This is a genomic window from uncultured Kordia sp. (genome assembly GCF_947496985.1).
Classification (GTDB): domain Bacteria; phylum Bacteroidota; class Bacteroidia; order Flavobacteriales; family Flavobacteriaceae; genus Kordia.
The window spans coordinates 298,516-316,647 of sequence record NZ_CANMEZ010000004.1 but is presented as its reverse complement, the minus strand read 5'-3'; the positions used below and the strand labels follow the sequence as shown (position 1 = coordinate 316,647).

Sequence of the window (18,132 nt, the reverse complement as noted above, 5' to 3'; positions counted from 1 at the left end):
CTTTAAAAAAACAATGACCTAATTTTCAATTGTCATATACGGATCCCTTGTATATTGAGAGAAATCTTGATCGTCAACGGTAAATGCAAATCTGTAGATTCCGCTATTACTATCTTTTGTAGCTAATGCAGAAACGTTCCATCATCGTTGTAATCTGTCGTCATGTTAGTATCTAAAATTCCAGGACTTAATACTTTTACTAAAGTAATTTTAGTTTCTGTATCAAAACTTGAAGCATTTCAAATTACCGTATCTCCGTTATTTACAGTAACACCTAATTCATCTTGAGCTTGATTATAAGGATTTCATCCCTGAAGGAGCTGCCATGTATACACAACTACCTACAGTTGGTGCTGGTGTTGATAATAAACTTTGTGTGTCGATTAATATTTTAATATATCTAGTTGCCATAATTGGTTAATTTTATTTCCTACTCTTTTACATATTAGCTTTTCGGATTTCGCCAGTATCATTAAAAAAATTCGGTGTAGCTACGATAGAAAATTTGTTTTGATTACACTTCAAAATTGCACAATAAAATCATTGATTTTAGAAGAAAAGTCATGAAGCCAGAATAATATGTTATATGAACAGTTAATTAATACCATAAAGCAGAATTAGTACTTTTAAAAGAAAAAACGCCCAAAATCATAGTAGTTTTGGACGTTTTAGATATTAGTGACTTCTAAAAAGATAGAAGCCATGCTAAAATTATTAATTCAAATCTGCTTCTGTAATTCGAAACGGATATGATTCTTGTAAAATAAGTATTTCTTCTTCAGTTAATTGATCTACATTTTTGTTGAACTTCATTTTACATAGTTCTTCGCGCAATTCATAATAAGCGCCTACTAATTCATTTTGGATTTCAATGTAATTGTCATACATCGCTTCACGATCGGTATGAATCGCTATGACAGCTTTTTTAGGATTGTCAGATAATTTCAAATCTTTCTCTCCATGACAATATGTACAGGTTTCATCTCCGTTATTGTCTACAAACGCTTTAATATCTTCACGTAATTCATCAACGTTAATCAACTCATTATTAGCCATCAACTCATTATTTCGGTTGAGTTTGATGGTGTAAATGTTCTTTTCATGAAGTTCGGCAGTGCAATCTTCTTCTTCGGGACAAGGTCTAGGCATCAAGCTTTCAATTCCTTGATCTTCTGGAAATGTGGTAGTAACCAAGAAGAAAATTAATAATAAAAATGCAATGTCGGCCATAGAGCCTGCGTTGACTCCGGAAATGGTTTTTCTGGATTCTTTCATAATATATCGGTTTTAATGTTAAGATAATTTAACATCAAATTTGATACCACAATTACACTAAAAATCACTATGCTTACAGATGTAAAAAGTATTTTTAAATTATTATATTTACCCAACTAAGAGAAATTCCCTCCATTCTCATCCAAAAAAACTGTACCATAATCAACCAAGTCCAATAATGAAAAACTCTTTAAAAGAAAAGTTCTATTATCGTTTAGAACGCTTCATGAGCAAAGGTGGATCTTCTATCTTTTTAAGTTTATTAATACTATTTATCTTCTCGTTTTTAATCCTAATGGGATTACGATTATTACTAATCACGCTATTTCCAGGCTTAGATTATAATGGAAACCCATTTCGAGATATTTGGATTACTTTTCTTGAAATGACCGCTACAGGAAACATGAATCAAGATAACTTAGCGCCAGCATGGTTAAAAGTTATGACGGTGATTTCAGGATTAACAGGTGTTATTTTATTATCCATGTTAATTGGTTTTATTACAACATCACTCAATAAGATGTTATATGAATTCAGAAAGGGAAGAGGAAAGATTATAGAATCGGATCATACACTTATTTTAGGTTGGAATGAACGTGTGGTTGATATTATTCGTGAATTAATTCTTGCAAATGAGAGTGAACGCAAAGCTACTGTGGTGATTCTTTCGGAAGCAGACAAAGAATATATGGACGATTTAATTTCGAAACGTTTGCCAGATACTATGACGACAGATATAATTACCACACAAGGTGATTATGCCAATATCAACGAACTGGAGCGTGTAAATGTAAAAGAGTCAAAATCTATCATCATTTTAGCAAACTGTACAGAAAGTGCTTCTAAAGATAAAAAGGTAGCTTCCGATGTGCAATCAATTAAGTCAATTTTAGCAATTACTTCTTGTCAAGGTGGAAAAAATGAACTGCCAATTGTAGCCGAAGTATTCACAGAAGAAAAGCGTGAAATAATTAGTTTCTTTGAAGATGAAAACATCATAGCCATAGATAGTTGGACTATTATGGGTAAACTATTAGTTCAAACATCATTAACAAGTGGTTTGGAGATGGTTTACAACGAAATACTATCATTTGATGGTTGTGAAGTGTACTTTCATGAAGATCAATGGAACAATATAAATTTCTATGATTTAGCATACTATTTAGAAGACGGAATTCCATTAGGAACCTACTCAGAAGAAGAAGGATTAGTTTTACGTCCAGATCGTGATACTGTACTTAAAAACGGTGATCAGGTGGTGATTTTAGCCGAAGATGATTCCACAATAAAATTAGGACCTAGCAAGCGTTTTTCTCCAAAATCAATTCCTTTAAAAGATGAAAAACTAGAGCAAGTTCAAAAGAAAATATTAATCTTGGGTTGGCATAAAGTTGCTGAAATTTTTATAGAAGAAGCCACTGATTATCTTATTGAAGACTCTGAATTTGACATTCTATTCCACAAACCACCTGCGGAATTACAAGAAATGATTATTGATTTAAAAGAAGAATATCCTGAATTTAAAATCAATTTGATCGATTCTAATCCATTAGCAATAGAATGTTTGGAAAAAGTAAATCCTTCACAGTATGATAATGTAATTGTGTTGTCACAGAGTATGAAGGAGGAAAGTGCTGATAAAATTGATTCAGATACACTAATTATTCTATTAATGTTACGAAAAATCATTAAGGATTTTGAAAATACACACTTACTTACGCAAGTACTAAACTCTGAAAATCAAGAGATTATTAATCAAACCGATGTAGATGATTTTATTATTAGTAACAAGTTGATTACAATGATTTTAGCGCAATTAAGCGAAGAGCCATTAATCAAAACATTCTACGATGATATCTTTTCAGAAGATGGAAGTGAAATTTATGTGAAGCCTACTACATTATATTTTGAAGAATTTCCACAGAAAATAACATTTGCAGAAGCTATGGAAATAGCGAACAAACGTGATGAAATCTGTTTAGGAATTAGAAAAGGCAATTTGAGTAAAGATGTTTCGTCTAATTTTGGTGTAAAATTGAACTTAGAAAAAGATGAGCAAATAGAACTTAATGAGCATGATTTCTTAGTTGTGCTATCTGAAGATGAGTTATAACCCAACCATTTATAAATGACGACAATAAAATGATCTTTTAAGTGAATGATTAATTTTTTGTAAAAGTACTTCCTAGTAACTTTAATCAATAATTAATTTCAAAAACTCATTATTATGAAAAGTAAAAACTTAAAGAAGATCAAATTAAACAAAAAAGTAATTTCTGTATTAGCACAAGAAAAAGTAAGTGGAGGAAATACAACAATTATCAAATTGCCACCACATACAACATTCTGTTCTACATGGTGTGCAAACACTATAGACGACAATACATGCGGTTATTGTACAATTGCTTAACAAACAGTTGAAAGCGAACTTCGGTTCGCTTTTTTTTATACAGAACATGTAAAGAACAGCTATAACCTTTGATTCATGAACTGTAGGCTATAACGTTTGTTTCTAGCTTTTGACTGTCTTAATTTCATTTCGTTATTAATTATTAAAACATATATTATGAAGAAAAGACATTCAAAATTAAAATTGTCAAAAAAAGTAATTTCTGTGTTAAACATAAGCACTATTAATGGAGGGAGACCTCCAAAAACAAGACGAATTACATGCGATAGTTTATTAGAGCAAACATTTACTGAATGCTAAAGTAACAGAAAAGAAAATTTAGGTATAACTGAGTTATCCAGTAATTAAAAGCTGTGGAAACAAAAGTTCTTTCCATGGTTTTATTTAGTTATAAAAGTGTGCTAAAAAAATGTGAAATAGACGATAAACCATCAGAAATACTGGTAATGATTCCTATATCAGTATTCATTCCTTTCAAAACAATATAAAGCACAAACAAGGCATACAATCCAATTAGTAAATATCCGTGCGACTTCTTAATAGTTTTTGGAACTAAATAAATGAAGAATGCTACAATGGTAATAATTAATAATAATACACGTAATTGTCCAACATTTTCTAATGTATCAGGACTCATCGTAATAGGTCCATACATGAGTGTAAATAAAAATAACGGAAAACCTAAAGCAAAACAGATATCAAAAATATTACTACCAAGTGCATTAGCGACAGCGTCATCATAATTTCCTTTCATTGCATCTTTCCATGAAATAATCGTGTCAGGAACACTTGTAGCGGCAGAAGCTAATACAACGGATACAAAGTAAATTGGCATGCCAATAGCTTCTCCAAACTGCTCACAGGCTTCAACAAGCCAATAGCAAGCAATTCCTATAAAGAATACAGAAACTAACATTAACAACCAGGCTTTACCAGTGCTAATAGTTCCATCTCCCAAAACCGTGGTTGCAAAATCGCCTTTACAAAACGCTACCATTCTATTTCCTCCATCCGCTTCAGCTTCGTAATCATTGTCAACTTCTCCAGAACCTTGACTTGTTAGCATGTATGTAATATATACCACATATAAAAGCATTAATACCAAACCATGATACCAATGTAACTCTGTTCCTGTAATTAAAAGAATTAGTACTATTTCACACAAAATAAGTGAAATTCCATCACGCTTTATCACTTTCTTAGAAACATCAATTCGGTCAACAATTCCTTTTCCTATCACAGCCATTATTACAACTGCAGGAATAATCATAGCATTAAATACGGCACTTCCAGCCGTCGTTCCAATTCCGCCAGAAAAACCATCTTTATCTTTTAAAACAAATAAGAAAAAAAGTGTCGTGAATAATTCAGGTAAACTACTTCCAATAGCGTTTATAGTAGCTCCTTTAATTCCTTCTTTCATGTTTCTGCCTAAATAATCAGACGCCATTTCGAAGCCATCACACGCTCTCCAAATAACAATACACGTAATAAAAATTAAACCTAAAGAGGAAACTACTGCCATGAACATTTTGTTTGACTGTAAAATTAAAGATTTAAACAGACATTAAATAATTTAGTTTTGATTATATCCTATTTTTCTAAATCATTACGGAATGAACAATAGCACACGGAAGCAATTCGTTTATTTTTTATGTTGAATATGACTTAGAAGTTTTTTTCGCCTTTCCTTCATATCTGTAGCTTCTATAGAAATATCTGGAATCGTTTTGGTTTCATCATTGGCGCTTCCGTCTGGGTTTAATCCCATTTCCCCAGTAAAACGTATCACAATACCACTATTTGGAAGTGTTAATAATAAAGGATCTGTTCCAACGCCATCACCACTTGTTTTTTCACCAACAACTGTTGCAAACTTTGTAGATTTACAAAAAAAAGCCAACGTTTCCGAACTAGAAAACACAACATTATCAACTAATAAATATACCTTTCCTAAATATTTTTGACTATCTTCAGAAGGAACTATCGTCATATCGTCACGTCTAAATAAATAACTTCCATTTTTCAACTCTTCAGGTGTATTAGGTAAACCAATTTCATCGTAAGTAATCATGTTTTCAAAATAATTTGGTTTAAACTTACGCAGTCGATCTGAATTCTTAAATGCATACACTACAGGCGTGCTAATTGTATCATTAATTAAGTGTGGAAGCATGTTTTGAATCCAATATTCTGTACTTCCGCCATCATTTCCTTGAATGTCAATAATTATATTTTCATATGCTTGCGCTTTGTTAAAAAAGTATTTTAATGTATCAGCATCTTGATCCAAATAGTCATAACTAAACGATTTTACATGAATACTAGCCGTTTTTAATGAATCAATAAAAGTAATGTCTATATTTTCATATGTATTGTTCGTGCTTTCAACTGCTGTATTTTCAACATTTGTATCTGAAAAAAAAAGTTCATGATTAATGTCTTCCCAATATTTAGATCGTATAGAATCTGTTTTCTCCAATTCTTTTACATGTGATTCATATATAGGATGTTGCGCTACTGCTTGTTTATAAGCATCATAGAAATAGCTGTAAATTATAGTAGGGTACGCATCTGTATGACCATTATGCAAATCGTTCATAATATCATTAAAAACATTAAAAAACGCTTTGTCATCCTTCGTCTTTTTGATAGCTTCTATATATTCAGATTTCTTTGCCAACCAATCAGTTTTATACGCTCTTTTATTAATTCCAAAATACGGATACGATGCTTTTAACTCTTGATATAGATACTCAAAATCGGTAAGCTTCTCTTTTTTAGTCAATTGCTTTTGTGAAAAACAGAAATTCACACAAAAAAGTATGATACTAACGGAAAGAATTGATTTTCTGTAAATAGGAGGAAAACACACTTGTTTACGATACATAAGAAAAGAGTTTTTATTATTTTCTTACGAAAAAAACGTAGCTTAGAAACATACAACGCACTTAACTTCTGAAATGCTTTTATTAACTTCTAAAATGAGTTTTTATACCAAACTCCATTCAAAACGCGCAGCAATATTTTTCCAATCAATTGGAAATGGACAATTGATAACAATCTTTTCTTTTGTAAACGGATGTTGAAAAAATAGTGAAGTTGCGTGCAAAAACAAGTTATGCATGTCAAACTCAGTTTGAAACATCCGATTATGAAAGCGATCTCCATATTTTGGATCGCCAATTAATGGATGATTAATTTTGTTTAAATGAACTCGTAATTGATGCATTCTACCAGTTTTTGGAAGTAATTTTATCAAGCTATAGCGCGAAGTTGGAAACGGTTTTACAGGAATGGGAAGCGTAATAGTTGCCAAAGTTTCGTAATGTGTTAATGCTACTTTATGTACGTTGGCATCTCTTCCTTTTACAGGAGAATCAATAACGCCATTTTCAGGCGAAAAGCCTCGGACAATTCCATAATATACTTTTTGAATCTGATTGGCTATAAACAATGCTTGAAACTCAGAAACAAAACTTTTTTCCTTAGCACATAATACAATTCCAGATGTTTTTCTATCCAATCGATGCACAGGAAAAAACTGTTTATCAAACTTTTCTTGAAGCAAACCAACTAACGTCTGTTCTTCAGACTGATTTCGTGCCATAAACGAATGATGTACCAACATATTATTGGGTTTTGCAACAGCAATCACAAAATCATCTTCGTATAAAACCATATGCAATGATAAAAAATTAAATGGAAACTCATGATAAATATGCTTCTATCTGAAAAGAACTCAAAATATGATGTATTTAATTTTTTCAATGACTTTGTCATTGGAGAAGATTATTGTAGTTTTAGACAACACAGGAATTCCTATTACACTAATGCTGTACTTTAATGATACGAATAGAAACAGAACGAATTAAATTAAAACCAATTGAATCTAACGATAATGAGCAAATATTTAAATATAGGTCAGATTCCGAAACAAATAAATATCAGGGTTTTATCCCAAAATCATTAGATGAAGTAGATGCGTTTATTGCAAAAAATGCAACGGAATTTAATCAACCTGAATCTTGGTTTCAATTTGTTATCATTGAAAAAAAATCTAATCTAATAATAGGAGATTTAGGAGTTCATTTTATTGGTAATGATGGGTTTCAATGTGAATTGGGCTGTACATTAAGTAAAAAACACCAAGGAAAAGGATTTGCCACCGAAGCAATGAAAACTACAATTGATTACTTATTTAAAGAATTAAACAAACATAGAATAACTGCTTCAATAGATCCACAAAATATAAATTCTATTCAACTTTTAGAGCGATTGCACTTTAGGAAAGAAGCACATTTTAAAGAAAGCCTCTTTATTAATGGAAAATGGGTAGATGATATTGTATATGGCTTGTTAAAAAGTGAATGGAAATAAGAGTTAAATAACAATATCTAAAATAAGTTACCTATGGGAAACGGAATAATTATTACGTTGACAATTTGTATACCTTTAGGAATAGTTTCACTATTTTATTATTGGTTAGGTATTAGAAAGAAAAGACACTTACAAACAATAGTAACTGATTGGAATAATTTTAATAAAGCAATTACGAACAATCATATTGACGGAATCTTAAAATTTGGCACGGAATTAATTTGGAATGAACATTTGACTATGATTCAACTAAAAGAGATGTCTGAACTCATTAAAAAATTTGAGAAAACAGATTTTAAAACAACCAAAACTAATGAGTATAAAGAATTGAAGTTACTAATCTATAATAAATATTTAGATTGGAATATGGAATATTCTCATGTTATATAAAACACTAAAGAAAAAATGCAAAAACGAACTCCATTATACATCTTACTGTATTTAATATTACTCACAAGTTGTCAATACGATCCATATGCGCACAGATTTACAACTACTGAACCTGAAATAGCTGATTTAATTGGAACGTATCGTTTTCACTCACAAACTGTTAACAGTACTATAGAAGAATTTCAAGATGAAAACGGGGAAATTGTAACACCAAGCATTATAATAAAAGAAAACGGAACGTTTGAAGTAATAAATATTCCTCATTTTAAAGGATTTTTACCCAAATATGAAGAATTGGTTAGTAAAAAAGGAACTTGGGAAATTACTGTTTTAGGAGCAATTGATGTTGGCGAAAAAGAAAATTTAAAACATTGGGGAATACATTTGATGGATCTGCCTATTGAAATAAGAGGAGCAGGACTCATGAATAAAAAATATCCATATGATATAATTTTCACTTTTGGCGATCCAGATCAAGGAGACGTTATGATATTTAAAAAGACAGCAATTGAACTATAAATATTTCATCATACTACTATTCATTGGTATTTCTTGTGAAAAATCAAAATCTGTAACGCAAGATCCAGTTTCTAAAGATTCCGAATCTACAACTGTCGTCGAAAAAAAGCTTTGTAACTATAGTAAAGATTATATAACACTAGGAAACAGAATAGTTGATACCATCAAAGTTGAAACACGATTAATAGATCCAATTGATGATTATTTTGAAGCAACTGATCATGGTTTTGTGAAAAGAGCTGATAAAATTTATAAAAAAGCAAAAACACATCGTAAATGTGAAGGCAAATTTATTGATGTAGAATATTATCAAGAATTTACAAATCGAATAGATTTAGCATCATACAAAGAATATAACGATAGATATTTTACAACTAAAAACAACGTGTATTTTTGGTGGGTAAATTCAGGTGGACATTTAATGATTCCTATAAACAAAGCCGACTCAAAAACATTTAAACCTTTTAAAGACATTTGTGGTGGTGCAGACAAAAAAGGAATTTATTACGGTTGTCCAAACTATGGAATGTATAAACTAAATATTCCTATAACCGCAAAAGTTGAATTTATTCCCAAAGAAGGCAACTACTGGAATTCGCCCAAACATTTCGTAATTATGGACAATAAAGTCTATGACATAAAATATGAACTAGACAAAGGATATTTCTGTGAACGTAACAAATCTATTTCAGTAAAAGAAGTATTAAAATTGAAATGAAAACGCTATTATTCTAAGTCGTATCTTTACAGTTCGAAAAGAATTGCTAAAAATGAAACTCAATATAAAAGATACCTTCAATAAAGAATTACCTGCCGATCCTAATAAAAATAATACTCGACGTAAAGTTTTTGAAGCTTGTTATTCATATGTAACTCCTAGAGTTCCTTCTAACCCAAAACTTGTTCATGTAGCGGATGATGTTGCTAAATTGTTAGGTTTAGAATATGACACAAATTCATCAGCATTTCTAAATGTATTTACTGGAAAAACTGTTTACCCTAAAACTGCACCGTTTGCTATGTGTTATGGTGGACATCAATTTGGACATTGGGCTGGACAACTAGGAGATGGAAGGGCAATTAATTTAGCCGAAATTCGTGTAAACGAACAACATTGGGCATTGCAACTAAAAGGTGCAGGCGCAACACCATATTCACGAACTGCCGATGGATTAGCAGTATTGCGTTCATCCATCCGCGAACACTTATGCAGTGAAGCTATGCACTATTTAGGCGTACCTACAACACGTTCACTGTCATTAGCATTAACAGGTGACGAAGTTTTACGAGATATGCTATATGATGGCAATCAAGACTATGAAAAAGGAGCTGTAGTTTGTAGAGTAGCACCAAGTTTTGTACGTTTTGGGAATTTTCAAATCTTAGCAGCTCGAAAAGATCATAAAAACCTTAAAAACCTTGCCGATTATACAATTCGAAACTTTCACAAAGACATTCATTCGGAAGGAAAAGAAAAATATATTACGTTTTTTCAAAAAGTGGTAAACGCTTCTTTAGAAATGGTAATTCATTGGCAACGTGTTGGTTTTGTTCATGGTGTTATGAATACGGATAATATGTCAATACTTGGTTTAACAATTGATTACGGACCTTATGGTTGGTTAGAAGGATACGATCCAAATTGGACTCCAAATACAACAGATAGTCAGCAGCATCGATATGCATATGGAAATCAACCTGGTGTTGTGCTTTGGAATTTAGTTCAGTTGGCAAATGCATTATATCCATTGATAGAAGAGGCAAAACCTTTAGAAGATGTTTTAGAAAGTTATCAAACAAATTTTGATAAAAAATATGTAGAAATGATGTCTCAGAAGCTCGGTCTAGCCGAAATAAACTCTGATGTAGAAGAACTTATTGAAAATCTAGAGCAGAATCTACAACTAACTGAAACTGACATAACAATTTTCTTTCGTGAACTATCAAGTGTACAAAAAACAAATACTCTACAAGAAGCCTTTCAAAAAATAAACAAAGCGTTTTACAAACCTTTAGAAATAACTGAATCAATTACAGACACTTGGCTAATTTGGTTCTCTAAATATATAGAACGTTTACAAATAGAAAAAGACGAAGACAAAACGAGAAAATTAAAAATGAATGAAGTCAATCCAAAATTTGTTTTACGAAATTACATGTCACAACTTGCCATTGATGCAGCAAATAAAGGGAACTATAAAATCATCAACGAATTATATACCGTCTTAAAACGTCCATATCATGAACAACCGGAATATGCAAAATGGTATGCAAAACGTCCTGAATGGGCACGAAACAAAGTAGGTTGTTCTATGCTTTCATGTAGTTCGTAATGTTTCTTACATTTAGTAGACTAAGCATTCATCAATATCAGTTTTAATCTGAAAAATAAACCAATGAAAAGCACAAAACTTCAAATAAAAAACGCAAAAGGTCATAAACTAAATGCATCCTTAGAATTACCAGCAAATCAGAAACCCAATTACTATGTCATATTCGCACATTGTTTTACGTGTAGTAGTACTTTAGGAGCAGTTAGAAACATTAGCAATACGCTTACAGCTCATGGTTTTGGAGTTGTACGTTTTGATTTTACAGGTTTGGGTAGGAGTGAAGGTGAGTTTTCAGAAAGTCACTTTTCAGGAAACGTTTCAGATTTAATTGCGGTACATCAATACATGAAAGACAACTACGAAGCTCCATGTTTATTAGTTGGACATTCACTTGGAGGCGCTGCGGTTTTAGTAGCAGCTTCACAATTGGATGACATTAAAGCAGTGGCTACTATTGGTGCACCAGCAACTGTAAGTCACGTAAAACATTTATTTTCTCACGATACTGACCAACTTCCTGACGATGCGGATGTACAAGTAAACATTGGAGGCAGACCTTTTAAAATTAATAAAGAATTTGTATCAGATTTTGATAAGACTGACTTACCAGCCATTGTAAAAAAATTACGCAAACCACTACTAATCTTACATTCTCCAGTTGATACAATTGTTGGAATTGAAAATGCAAAACAGTTGTATCACCACGCGCATCATCCGAAAAGTTTTGTATCGTTAGACAATGCCGATCATTTATTGACAGATATAAAAGACAGTCGTTATGCCGGAAATATGATTGGAACTTGGGTTGAACGCTATTTCCCAAAGCAAGAAAACGAAATGTTAGATACGGAAGGAGAACACTTAGTTGGACATTTAAACTTAGTTGAAGATAATTTTACGACAAAAATTCAAACAAAAAACCACAATATGATTGCAGATGAACCAATTTCCGTTGGCGGAAATGACTTTGGTCCATCTCCTTATCAATATCTATATGCAGGTTTGGCTGCATGTACCACCATGACTTTAAAGATGTATGCAGATCGTAAAGGTTGGGATTTACAGGAAGTATTTGTATACATATCGCATAGTAAAAAGAAAAATACCGAATTAGGTATTGAACTAGAAAAACCAACACGTCTTGATTTCATTACAAAAAAATTAAAGTTCGTTGGAAATCTTTCAGAAGAACAAAGACAACGCTTAAAAGAAATTGCTTCTAAATGTCCTGTTCACAAAACACTGGCGAGTCAAGTGGTATTTGAAAGTGAAGTTGTTTCGTAAACTTTTATTAACGATACAAGTTACTTTTTTTTCTTATTTCAGTAATAATGCAATTTAGACATCATTATACTAGGCGGTCACTATTCTAGAATATTCCATGAAGTAAGATTCAAAACGTTTTAGTATCGGATGCATCTTTTCTGAATATATGACGTACTGACATTTGTCAACGCTATTTGTGATAGACATTAATGCGGTATACGCTGATTTTTGAATTAGAAACTCACTATCGTCAATACTGAAAATTTTTAATTGAGAAATGTGTAATCCATTTAATAACAATAGCTTATTCATAGCTATTGGCGTAGAAATGAGAATATCAATGCCTTCAAATATTTCTGATTTTTGGATATCAACATGAAGCTGTTCATATCCAACATAAACGCGTAACGAAGTCTGCTTTGTATACGTCAAAAATGCATCATATAATTCTAATGCTCTTGCTTTATTTTCAACAATAACTACTGCTCTTGGAGAATCTCCTACGGCTTCACATTTTAGTTTTTGTAAAGTAGTAAGTATTAGTGTGGTTGTTTTTCCACTTCCTTTTAAAGCTGTGCAATAAACATTGGCGCCACTTTTTATTACCGGAATACTTTTGCTTTGAAAAGGAGTTGGTGTTATTATTTTGAGAGCTGCTAACTTCTCTTTTATATCAGTATGTAATTTTTTAAAAGGCATAGGAAAATGAGCTAACTATTTTTGATACAGTAATTATAATAATTAAGGCAAATATACTACCTGCAAATGAAATAAAAGGAAGAAGTTTCTTTTCTATTTTATAAAAGCAACTTAAGAACTTTATTTTAAGTTCTGCAAAACTATATAATTGTGTAGCTGTAGCAAGATAATTTATTACTTGTATATTAGAAAAGCATAAATCTTACTAAAATCTTAAAATTTTAATAGTGTTGTTAAAGTTGGTTAAAAACGTTAAATCGATGATAATAAAGAAGGTGAAATATGTAAAAACTATTTCTTTTGTTTAAAACAAATTAAACTTTAAACAATGAAAAAACTATTACTTATTACTGCAATTACAATTTTTGGATTTGCAAATGTGAATGCGCAAAATGACATTAAACTTGGAGCGAAAGTAGGACTGAATTTTGCGAACATTTATGGAGACAATACAGGTAATATTGATCCTATCACCAGTATTATTAATTTTGGTATTGTTGGAGAAATATCATTAAGTGAAAAATTCTCTTTTCAGCCTGAATTAATGTATTCTGTTCAAGGTTATAGCGTTAGTGATGACGTAGTTGCATTAAATTACTTTAATATTCCATTAATGGGAAAGTATTATCTATCAAAAAAATTAAGCGTTGAAGCTGGTCCGCAAATTGGTTTTTTACTTTCAGCAAAAGATGACGGTAGAAGCGTAACCGATAATTTTAAAACCTTAGATTTTGGTGTAAATGTTGGAGTAGGATATGAATTAAACAACGGACTTAACTTTGGTGTTCGATACAATTTAGGACTCTCAAATATTAATGATGTAAGCGGTTCTTCTAATAAAATAAGAAATGGAGTAGCACAGATTTCTGTTGGGTATTTCTTCTTTTAAGGCTTAAAAAATGGCTCTTTCAGTATGTATAAACCGAAAGAGCCAAGTATATAGTATTATAATGATATATTTCTATTGTTTAATCACTTTTTCTTGAAGTACAATTTTACCAACAGCATTATAAGCTTTTATGAAATAAATTCCTGTTTTTAGGTTTGGTAAATTAATAGTTTTTTGTGTTGAATTCATAACTTCTGTAAACAACAAACGTCCTTCAATACTATATAAATCAACTTTTGAAATTGGTTCGTTTTCTGTTTGAATTGTTAATTGATCCATAAACGGAACTGGATATACTTTTGTAGTTGTTGTTTCAAACTCCTCATTGCTTAAAATTCCATTATAATAATCATTTGCTTTGTTGAATACTTTTACACCAATTTCAGCACCAATGATTCTTCCCCTTATATCATCAATTGGCGGATGAATTCCTCCCCAAATTCTTGACAAACTTGTTTGGTCAGAAGCATCACGATATGTTGCCCATTGCAATGTAAATGCTTCACTAGGACCTTTTTCGAAAACGAGAAAGTTATCTTGTGGAATTTCAAACGTTCCCATTCCTCCAGGAAAAAATGCATCACCTGTAATTAAAGTTAAAACTTCTGCTGCTGCTCTTGAAAATGTAGAATGTCCTGAAAGGTATCCAGCAAATGGAGGTGTTACAAATGTTCCTCGTTGATATGGCCACCAACGTTCTGCCAAAATCCAATCAACACCAGCAATATCTTGTGTTGGATCATTTATATAATCAGGTCCTTTCCATGCATATACTTTAACCTTGCCAACATTTTCATCATTTGTGCCTGCCAATGCATCTCCAATTTCTACAACTTCAATATATCCTGGAATTAATGGCAAACCATGTGGATCATAATTTGAAAGTGAATTGTCTGTACTTTGTCCTTTTCCAGCCATATAACGAATAGCAGAAATTGGACGCACATAATCATAATATCCTTTAATTCCCCATGTGTTCACTGCAGCATCATGCATCGCGCCACCGAGCGCTAAATACGACTTTACGTCCCATTCTAAATCGCTTAAAACTGATCCTGTACCATTAAAACGTTTTTCTGTTAATGGATGGTCACTTACGTAATTCATAATTGTAAACCAGTGTCCTGGAGGTGTTTCAGAATCAGGTCCATCTGCCCAAAACTCAGCTAACACACGTGCATAATCGGCTCTTTTAACCATTTGCTGTTCATAAGGCATATTCGTCACAGGATTCAAATTATGTCCTGTACTTGGATCTCCACCTTGCATGATATCATAAAATGCTTTGTATTCTTCAAATGTTTCAGGAAATGCCGTTGTTGGTAAATTTCCAATCGCGCCTGGTGAAATGTCAATCATTGTATTATCAGCAGGATCTAAATGTGAAGACCACAATGAAACCAGCGCAAAATGCCACTTATATGGATCGTCAATTCCATCATTATTATTTGAATCTTGAATATATTCTGGCGGACCTGGATCATTATACACATAACAATCAAATCCTTCATTTATAATTTGTAAATCATCATATTTTAAAGCAAAAGGATATACTTCTCCCCATTCTGGGCTTAGAAAAGCTGGTGTATTTAACGGAAATGGATTTCCACTTTGATCTATAAACACATCAAAAGCCAACGGTTGCCATTTATTTGGATCGATATCGTTTGTTTCTTCGTAAATCTCTAAAATTAAAGGACTATTTTCAGGTTGATAATGTTCATTAGCATAATCATTCTGTTCATTAGATCCATCTTGCGTACCGAAAGCGATAATTTCAGCTGCTAAGTGATTTCCCAAAGCTGCATACGAACCTGAACTATAATCTGTGGATGTAAAATTGACATCATAATTATACGATTCAAAAAGTGTTTGAAAATTCGCTAGGGAAGTGGTTGCTCCTGGAGAATTTGCAAAACGATGTGTTAGCAAGCGATACATAGCATAACTAATGACTTCATGTCGTGCAGCTTCAACATCTGTAGGTGTTGTAATTCCGTTAAAAGTACTTGTGTAAGTACCATATGTTTTTCCTAAAAATACGGTTTCTGCACTTGCATCAAAGATTGCCCACGCATCATACATGGCGATGGAACTGTGAAATAGGTTTCGGGCATGTACTGTTGGACGTGCAAAATCGCCACGAATGGCATTTAATAATTCTTCATTCCAATCACGAGCTACAGAATGTTGTGCTTGAAGTAATGGTACGGCAAGGAATAGACTTAAAAAAGTCGTTACAATTATCTTTTTCATTTTGGTTGATCGAGGTTATTGCGTAAACTTAATTAAAAGATTGTGTTTTTACAAACTATGTAGTTGGCAATGAAGCTGTTTTTGTGATTTTTTTCAAAATAAATAATATAAATAATGAACAGATTCCGCAAATTAAAAAACCAATGAATAGAGGAGAAGCGGTATCTTTTACAAAACCACCAATATACGTTGCAATAGGTACAGCCATAATTGTAGATACAAAACCATTAATTGCTGCGCCAATTCCTGCAATGTGTCCGACAGGTTGCATGGCTAACGAGCGTAAATTCCCGAAAAGGAAACCAATAGAAAAAAACTGTAATCCAAAAAATGTTAATAATACATATACATTAGGATTTGGATCGCCTAGAAATAGCATAAGATACACCAATGCTATCAATGTAAACGAAATCATGAATGTGCGTACAAGTATATACATTCCGTATTTTAAAACAAAAGTTCCATTTAAGAATGTTGCAAAACCAACAGCAATTGCCAATGCTGCAAATAAATAAGGAAACTCATCAACCATATTATATTGTACTTGAAATATTTGATCTGCAACACTTATATACACCATAAATGAACCTGTAATTAATCCAGATATCAATGTAAATGCAACTGATTGTTTAAATTTTATAAAATCTTGAAAACCACTTATAAATAATGATATAGATAGCTTCACCTTATTGTTTGGATCAAGTGTTTCTGGTTGTCGCTTCCAGAGCCAACATATAATAATTGCTCCAAAAATTAATTGACTATTAAAGATAGAGCGCCACCCAAACGAATCAAGCATTAGCTTTCCTAAAGCAGGTGCAATGACAGGTACTAAAATGAAAATTGCGACGATAAATGACATAATTTTTGCCATATAATCTCCACTAAAGCTATCACGAACCATTGCAATACTGATAGTTCTTGGTGCGGCAAGTCCTATTCCTTGAAGTAAACGTCCAGCAACCATCATTTCAACATTTGTAGCATATACACACAAAATACTAGCTAATACAAATAGTATAAACCCTAAATAAATTACAGGTTTACGTCCAATACTGTCGGAAATTGGTCCAAATATTAATTGACCAAATCCTAATCCAAGGAAAATAGTTGTGATTAACAAACGGTTATCTGCTTTTTCAGCAGTTCCAATGGAAATTCCAATTGTTTCTAAAGCTGGCAAAATTGCATCAATAGACAAGGCAACTATTGACATTAGTGAAGCCATTAATAGAATGAATTCCGTTTGAGATTGGTCTTTTCTTTGCATTGCGCAAAAGTACGGTTAAAAAAGTTTTTAGATATTAAAAAAACGAAATAGAACGTACACAAGAATGGTATGTAGATTTCATTACGGATTTAGTCCGAAAAAACGAATGTATAGATTATTAAAAAATGATAAAAACAACCAACATAAGTACAAATAACTTCGTTATGTTTTATATATAAATCGTTGTGGAAAAAATTTTACTCCTTAGATAATTTTAAGCAAAATTTATCACAAATAGAGGAATAGTGAAATATACAGAATTTTAAGAGTTCAATGTAATATTAAAACATTCTATTTAACATAATATAAATTATAGTACAAATACTATATATAGGAAAGTAGCACAATTCCCGTATTTGTAAACCATAATGATATTATGCTAAATATCCCAGAACCATTGTAGTTGCTACTAGAATCATTGTGCTTGGGTCATGAACAATTTTTT

Annotated in this window: 19 protein-coding genes; 12 read left to right on the top strand and 7 right to left on the bottom strand. The window is 31.9% G+C overall.

What is annotated here, in order from left to right; genetic code table 11:
* The first annotated feature begins 162 nt into the window (after window positions 1–162).
* Window positions 163–288: a hypothetical protein gene (locus Q0828_RS12670; RefSeq protein ID WP_298421277.1), complete on the top strand. Its 126-nt coding sequence runs from the start codon at window positions 163–165 to the stop codon at window positions 286–288.
* A 426-nt stretch (window positions 289–714) separates the two neighbouring features.
* On the opposite strand, the gene Q0828_RS12665 is transcribed toward Q0828_RS12670, so the two are convergent.
* Window positions 715–1,275, bottom strand: a complete 561-nt coding sequence (locus tag Q0828_RS12665; RefSeq protein WP_298421275.1) for a biopolymer transporter ExbD — start codon at window positions 1,273–1,275, stop codon at window positions 715–717.
* A gap of 178 nt (window positions 1,276–1,453) precedes the next feature.
* Here Q0828_RS12665 and Q0828_RS12660 point away from each other — a divergent pair, with 178 nt between their 5' ends.
* The 3 genes from Q0828_RS12660 (at window position 1,454) to Q0828_RS12650 (ending at window position 3,985) form a co-directional block, all read left to right on the top strand.
* Entirely contained in the window at window positions 1,454–3,388 is a 1,935-nt protein-coding gene (locus Q0828_RS12660; RefSeq protein WP_298421271.1) for a hypothetical protein, read from the top strand.
* Window positions 3,389–3,502: 114 nt separating this feature from the next.
* Window positions 3,503–3,685 (top strand): hypothetical protein, encoded by a 183-nt coding sequence (locus Q0828_RS12655; RefSeq protein ID WP_298421269.1) that lies wholly within the window; start codon window positions 3,503–3,505, stop codon window positions 3,683–3,685.
* 156 nt (window positions 3,686–3,841) lie between these two features.
* On the top strand, window positions 3,842–3,985 hold the full coding sequence (locus Q0828_RS12650; protein WP_298421266.1) for a hypothetical protein: 144 nt from the start codon (window positions 3,842–3,844) through the stop codon (window positions 3,983–3,985).
* Between the two features lie 88 nt (window positions 3,986–4,073).
* On the opposite strand, the gene Q0828_RS12645 is transcribed toward Q0828_RS12650, so the two are convergent.
* From Q0828_RS12645 to Q0828_RS12635, 3 genes are all read right to left on the bottom strand, one after another.
* Entirely contained in the window at window positions 4,074–5,210 is a 1,137-nt protein-coding gene (locus Q0828_RS12645; protein WP_298421264.1) for a sodium:calcium antiporter, read from the bottom strand.
* A gap of 120 nt (window positions 5,211–5,330) precedes the next feature.
* A complete protein-coding gene (locus Q0828_RS12640; protein ID WP_298421261.1) occupies window positions 5,331–6,575 on the bottom strand; it encodes a S41 family peptidase in 1,245 nt (414 codons plus the stop codon).
* 102 nt (window positions 6,576–6,677) lie between these two features.
* Complete coding sequence (locus Q0828_RS12635) at window positions 6,678–7,367, bottom strand: pseudouridine synthase (RefSeq protein ID WP_298421256.1); 690 nt, start codon at window positions 7,365–7,367, stop codon at window positions 6,678–6,680.
* Window positions 7,368–7,434: 67 nt separating this feature from the next.
* Between Q0828_RS12635 and Q0828_RS12630 the strand changes: the two genes are divergently transcribed.
* The 7 genes from Q0828_RS12630 (at window position 7,435) to Q0828_RS12600 (ending at window position 12,591) form a co-directional block, all read left to right on the top strand.
* Complete coding sequence (locus Q0828_RS12630; RefSeq protein ID WP_298421253.1) at window positions 7,435–7,560, top strand: hypothetical protein; 126 nt, start codon at window positions 7,435–7,437, stop codon at window positions 7,558–7,560.
* Complete coding sequence (locus tag Q0828_RS12625) at window positions 7,532–8,065, top strand: GNAT family protein (RefSeq protein WP_298421251.1); 534 nt, start codon at window positions 7,532–7,534, stop codon at window positions 8,063–8,065. The genes Q0828_RS12630 and Q0828_RS12625 overlap by 29 nt, the downstream gene beginning before the upstream one ends.
* A 33-nt stretch (window positions 8,066–8,098) precedes the next feature.
* On the top strand, window positions 8,099–8,455 hold the full coding sequence (locus Q0828_RS12620; protein WP_298421248.1) for a hypothetical protein: 357 nt from the start codon (window positions 8,099–8,101) through the stop codon (window positions 8,453–8,455).
* A gap of 15 nt (window positions 8,456–8,470) precedes the next feature.
* Window positions 8,471–8,974, top strand: coding sequence for a hypothetical protein (locus Q0828_RS12615; RefSeq protein ID WP_298421246.1), 504 nt, complete (start codon window positions 8,471–8,473; stop codon window positions 8,972–8,974).
* Window positions 8,964–9,692: a DKNYY domain-containing protein gene (locus Q0828_RS12610; RefSeq protein WP_298421243.1), complete on the top strand. Its 729-nt coding sequence runs from the start codon at window positions 8,964–8,966 to the stop codon at window positions 9,690–9,692. Before Q0828_RS12615 ends, Q0828_RS12610 begins: the two co-directional genes overlap by 11 nt.
* Window positions 9,693–9,744: 52 nt before the next feature.
* The gene (locus Q0828_RS12605; RefSeq protein WP_298421240.1) at window positions 9,745–11,307 is read left to right on the top strand and encodes a protein adenylyltransferase SelO; all 1,563 of its coding nucleotides are present in this window, start codon (window positions 9,745–9,747) and stop codon (window positions 11,305–11,307) included.
* Between the two features lie 63 nt (window positions 11,308–11,370).
* Window positions 11,371–12,591 carry a bifunctional alpha/beta hydrolase/OsmC family protein gene (locus Q0828_RS12600; protein WP_298421238.1) on the top strand — a complete coding sequence of 407 codons (1,221 nt, stop codon included), beginning with the start codon at window positions 11,371–11,373 and terminating at the stop codon, window positions 12,589–12,591.
* 69 nt (window positions 12,592–12,660) lie between these two features.
* Here the strand turns inward: Q0828_RS12600 and Q0828_RS12595 are convergent, their stop codons facing one another.
* Window positions 12,661–13,272, bottom strand: coding sequence for a DEAD/DEAH box helicase (locus Q0828_RS12595; protein ID WP_298421235.1), 612 nt, complete (start codon window positions 13,270–13,272; stop codon window positions 12,661–12,663).
* A gap of 328 nt (window positions 13,273–13,600) precedes the next feature.
* Between Q0828_RS12595 and Q0828_RS12590 the strand changes: the two genes are divergently transcribed.
* Window positions 13,601–14,161, top strand: coding sequence for a porin family protein (locus Q0828_RS12590; RefSeq protein ID WP_298421232.1), 561 nt, complete (start codon window positions 13,601–13,603; stop codon window positions 14,159–14,161).
* A gap of 72 nt (window positions 14,162–14,233) precedes the next feature.
* Here the strand turns inward: Q0828_RS12590 and Q0828_RS12585 are convergent, their stop codons facing one another.
* Together Q0828_RS12585 and Q0828_RS12580 are read right to left on the bottom strand one after the other, a co-directional pair.
* A complete protein-coding gene (locus tag Q0828_RS12585; RefSeq protein ID WP_298421229.1) occupies window positions 14,234–16,417 on the bottom strand; it encodes a T9SS type A sorting domain-containing protein in 2,184 nt (727 codons plus the stop codon).
* A 55-nt stretch (window positions 16,418–16,472) separates the two neighbouring features.
* Window positions 16,473–17,687 carry a multidrug effflux MFS transporter gene (locus tag Q0828_RS12580; RefSeq protein ID WP_298421226.1) on the bottom strand — a complete coding sequence of 405 codons (1,215 nt, stop codon included), beginning with the start codon at window positions 17,685–17,687 and terminating at the stop codon, window positions 16,473–16,475.
* Window positions 17,688–18,132: the final 445 nt, after the last annotated feature.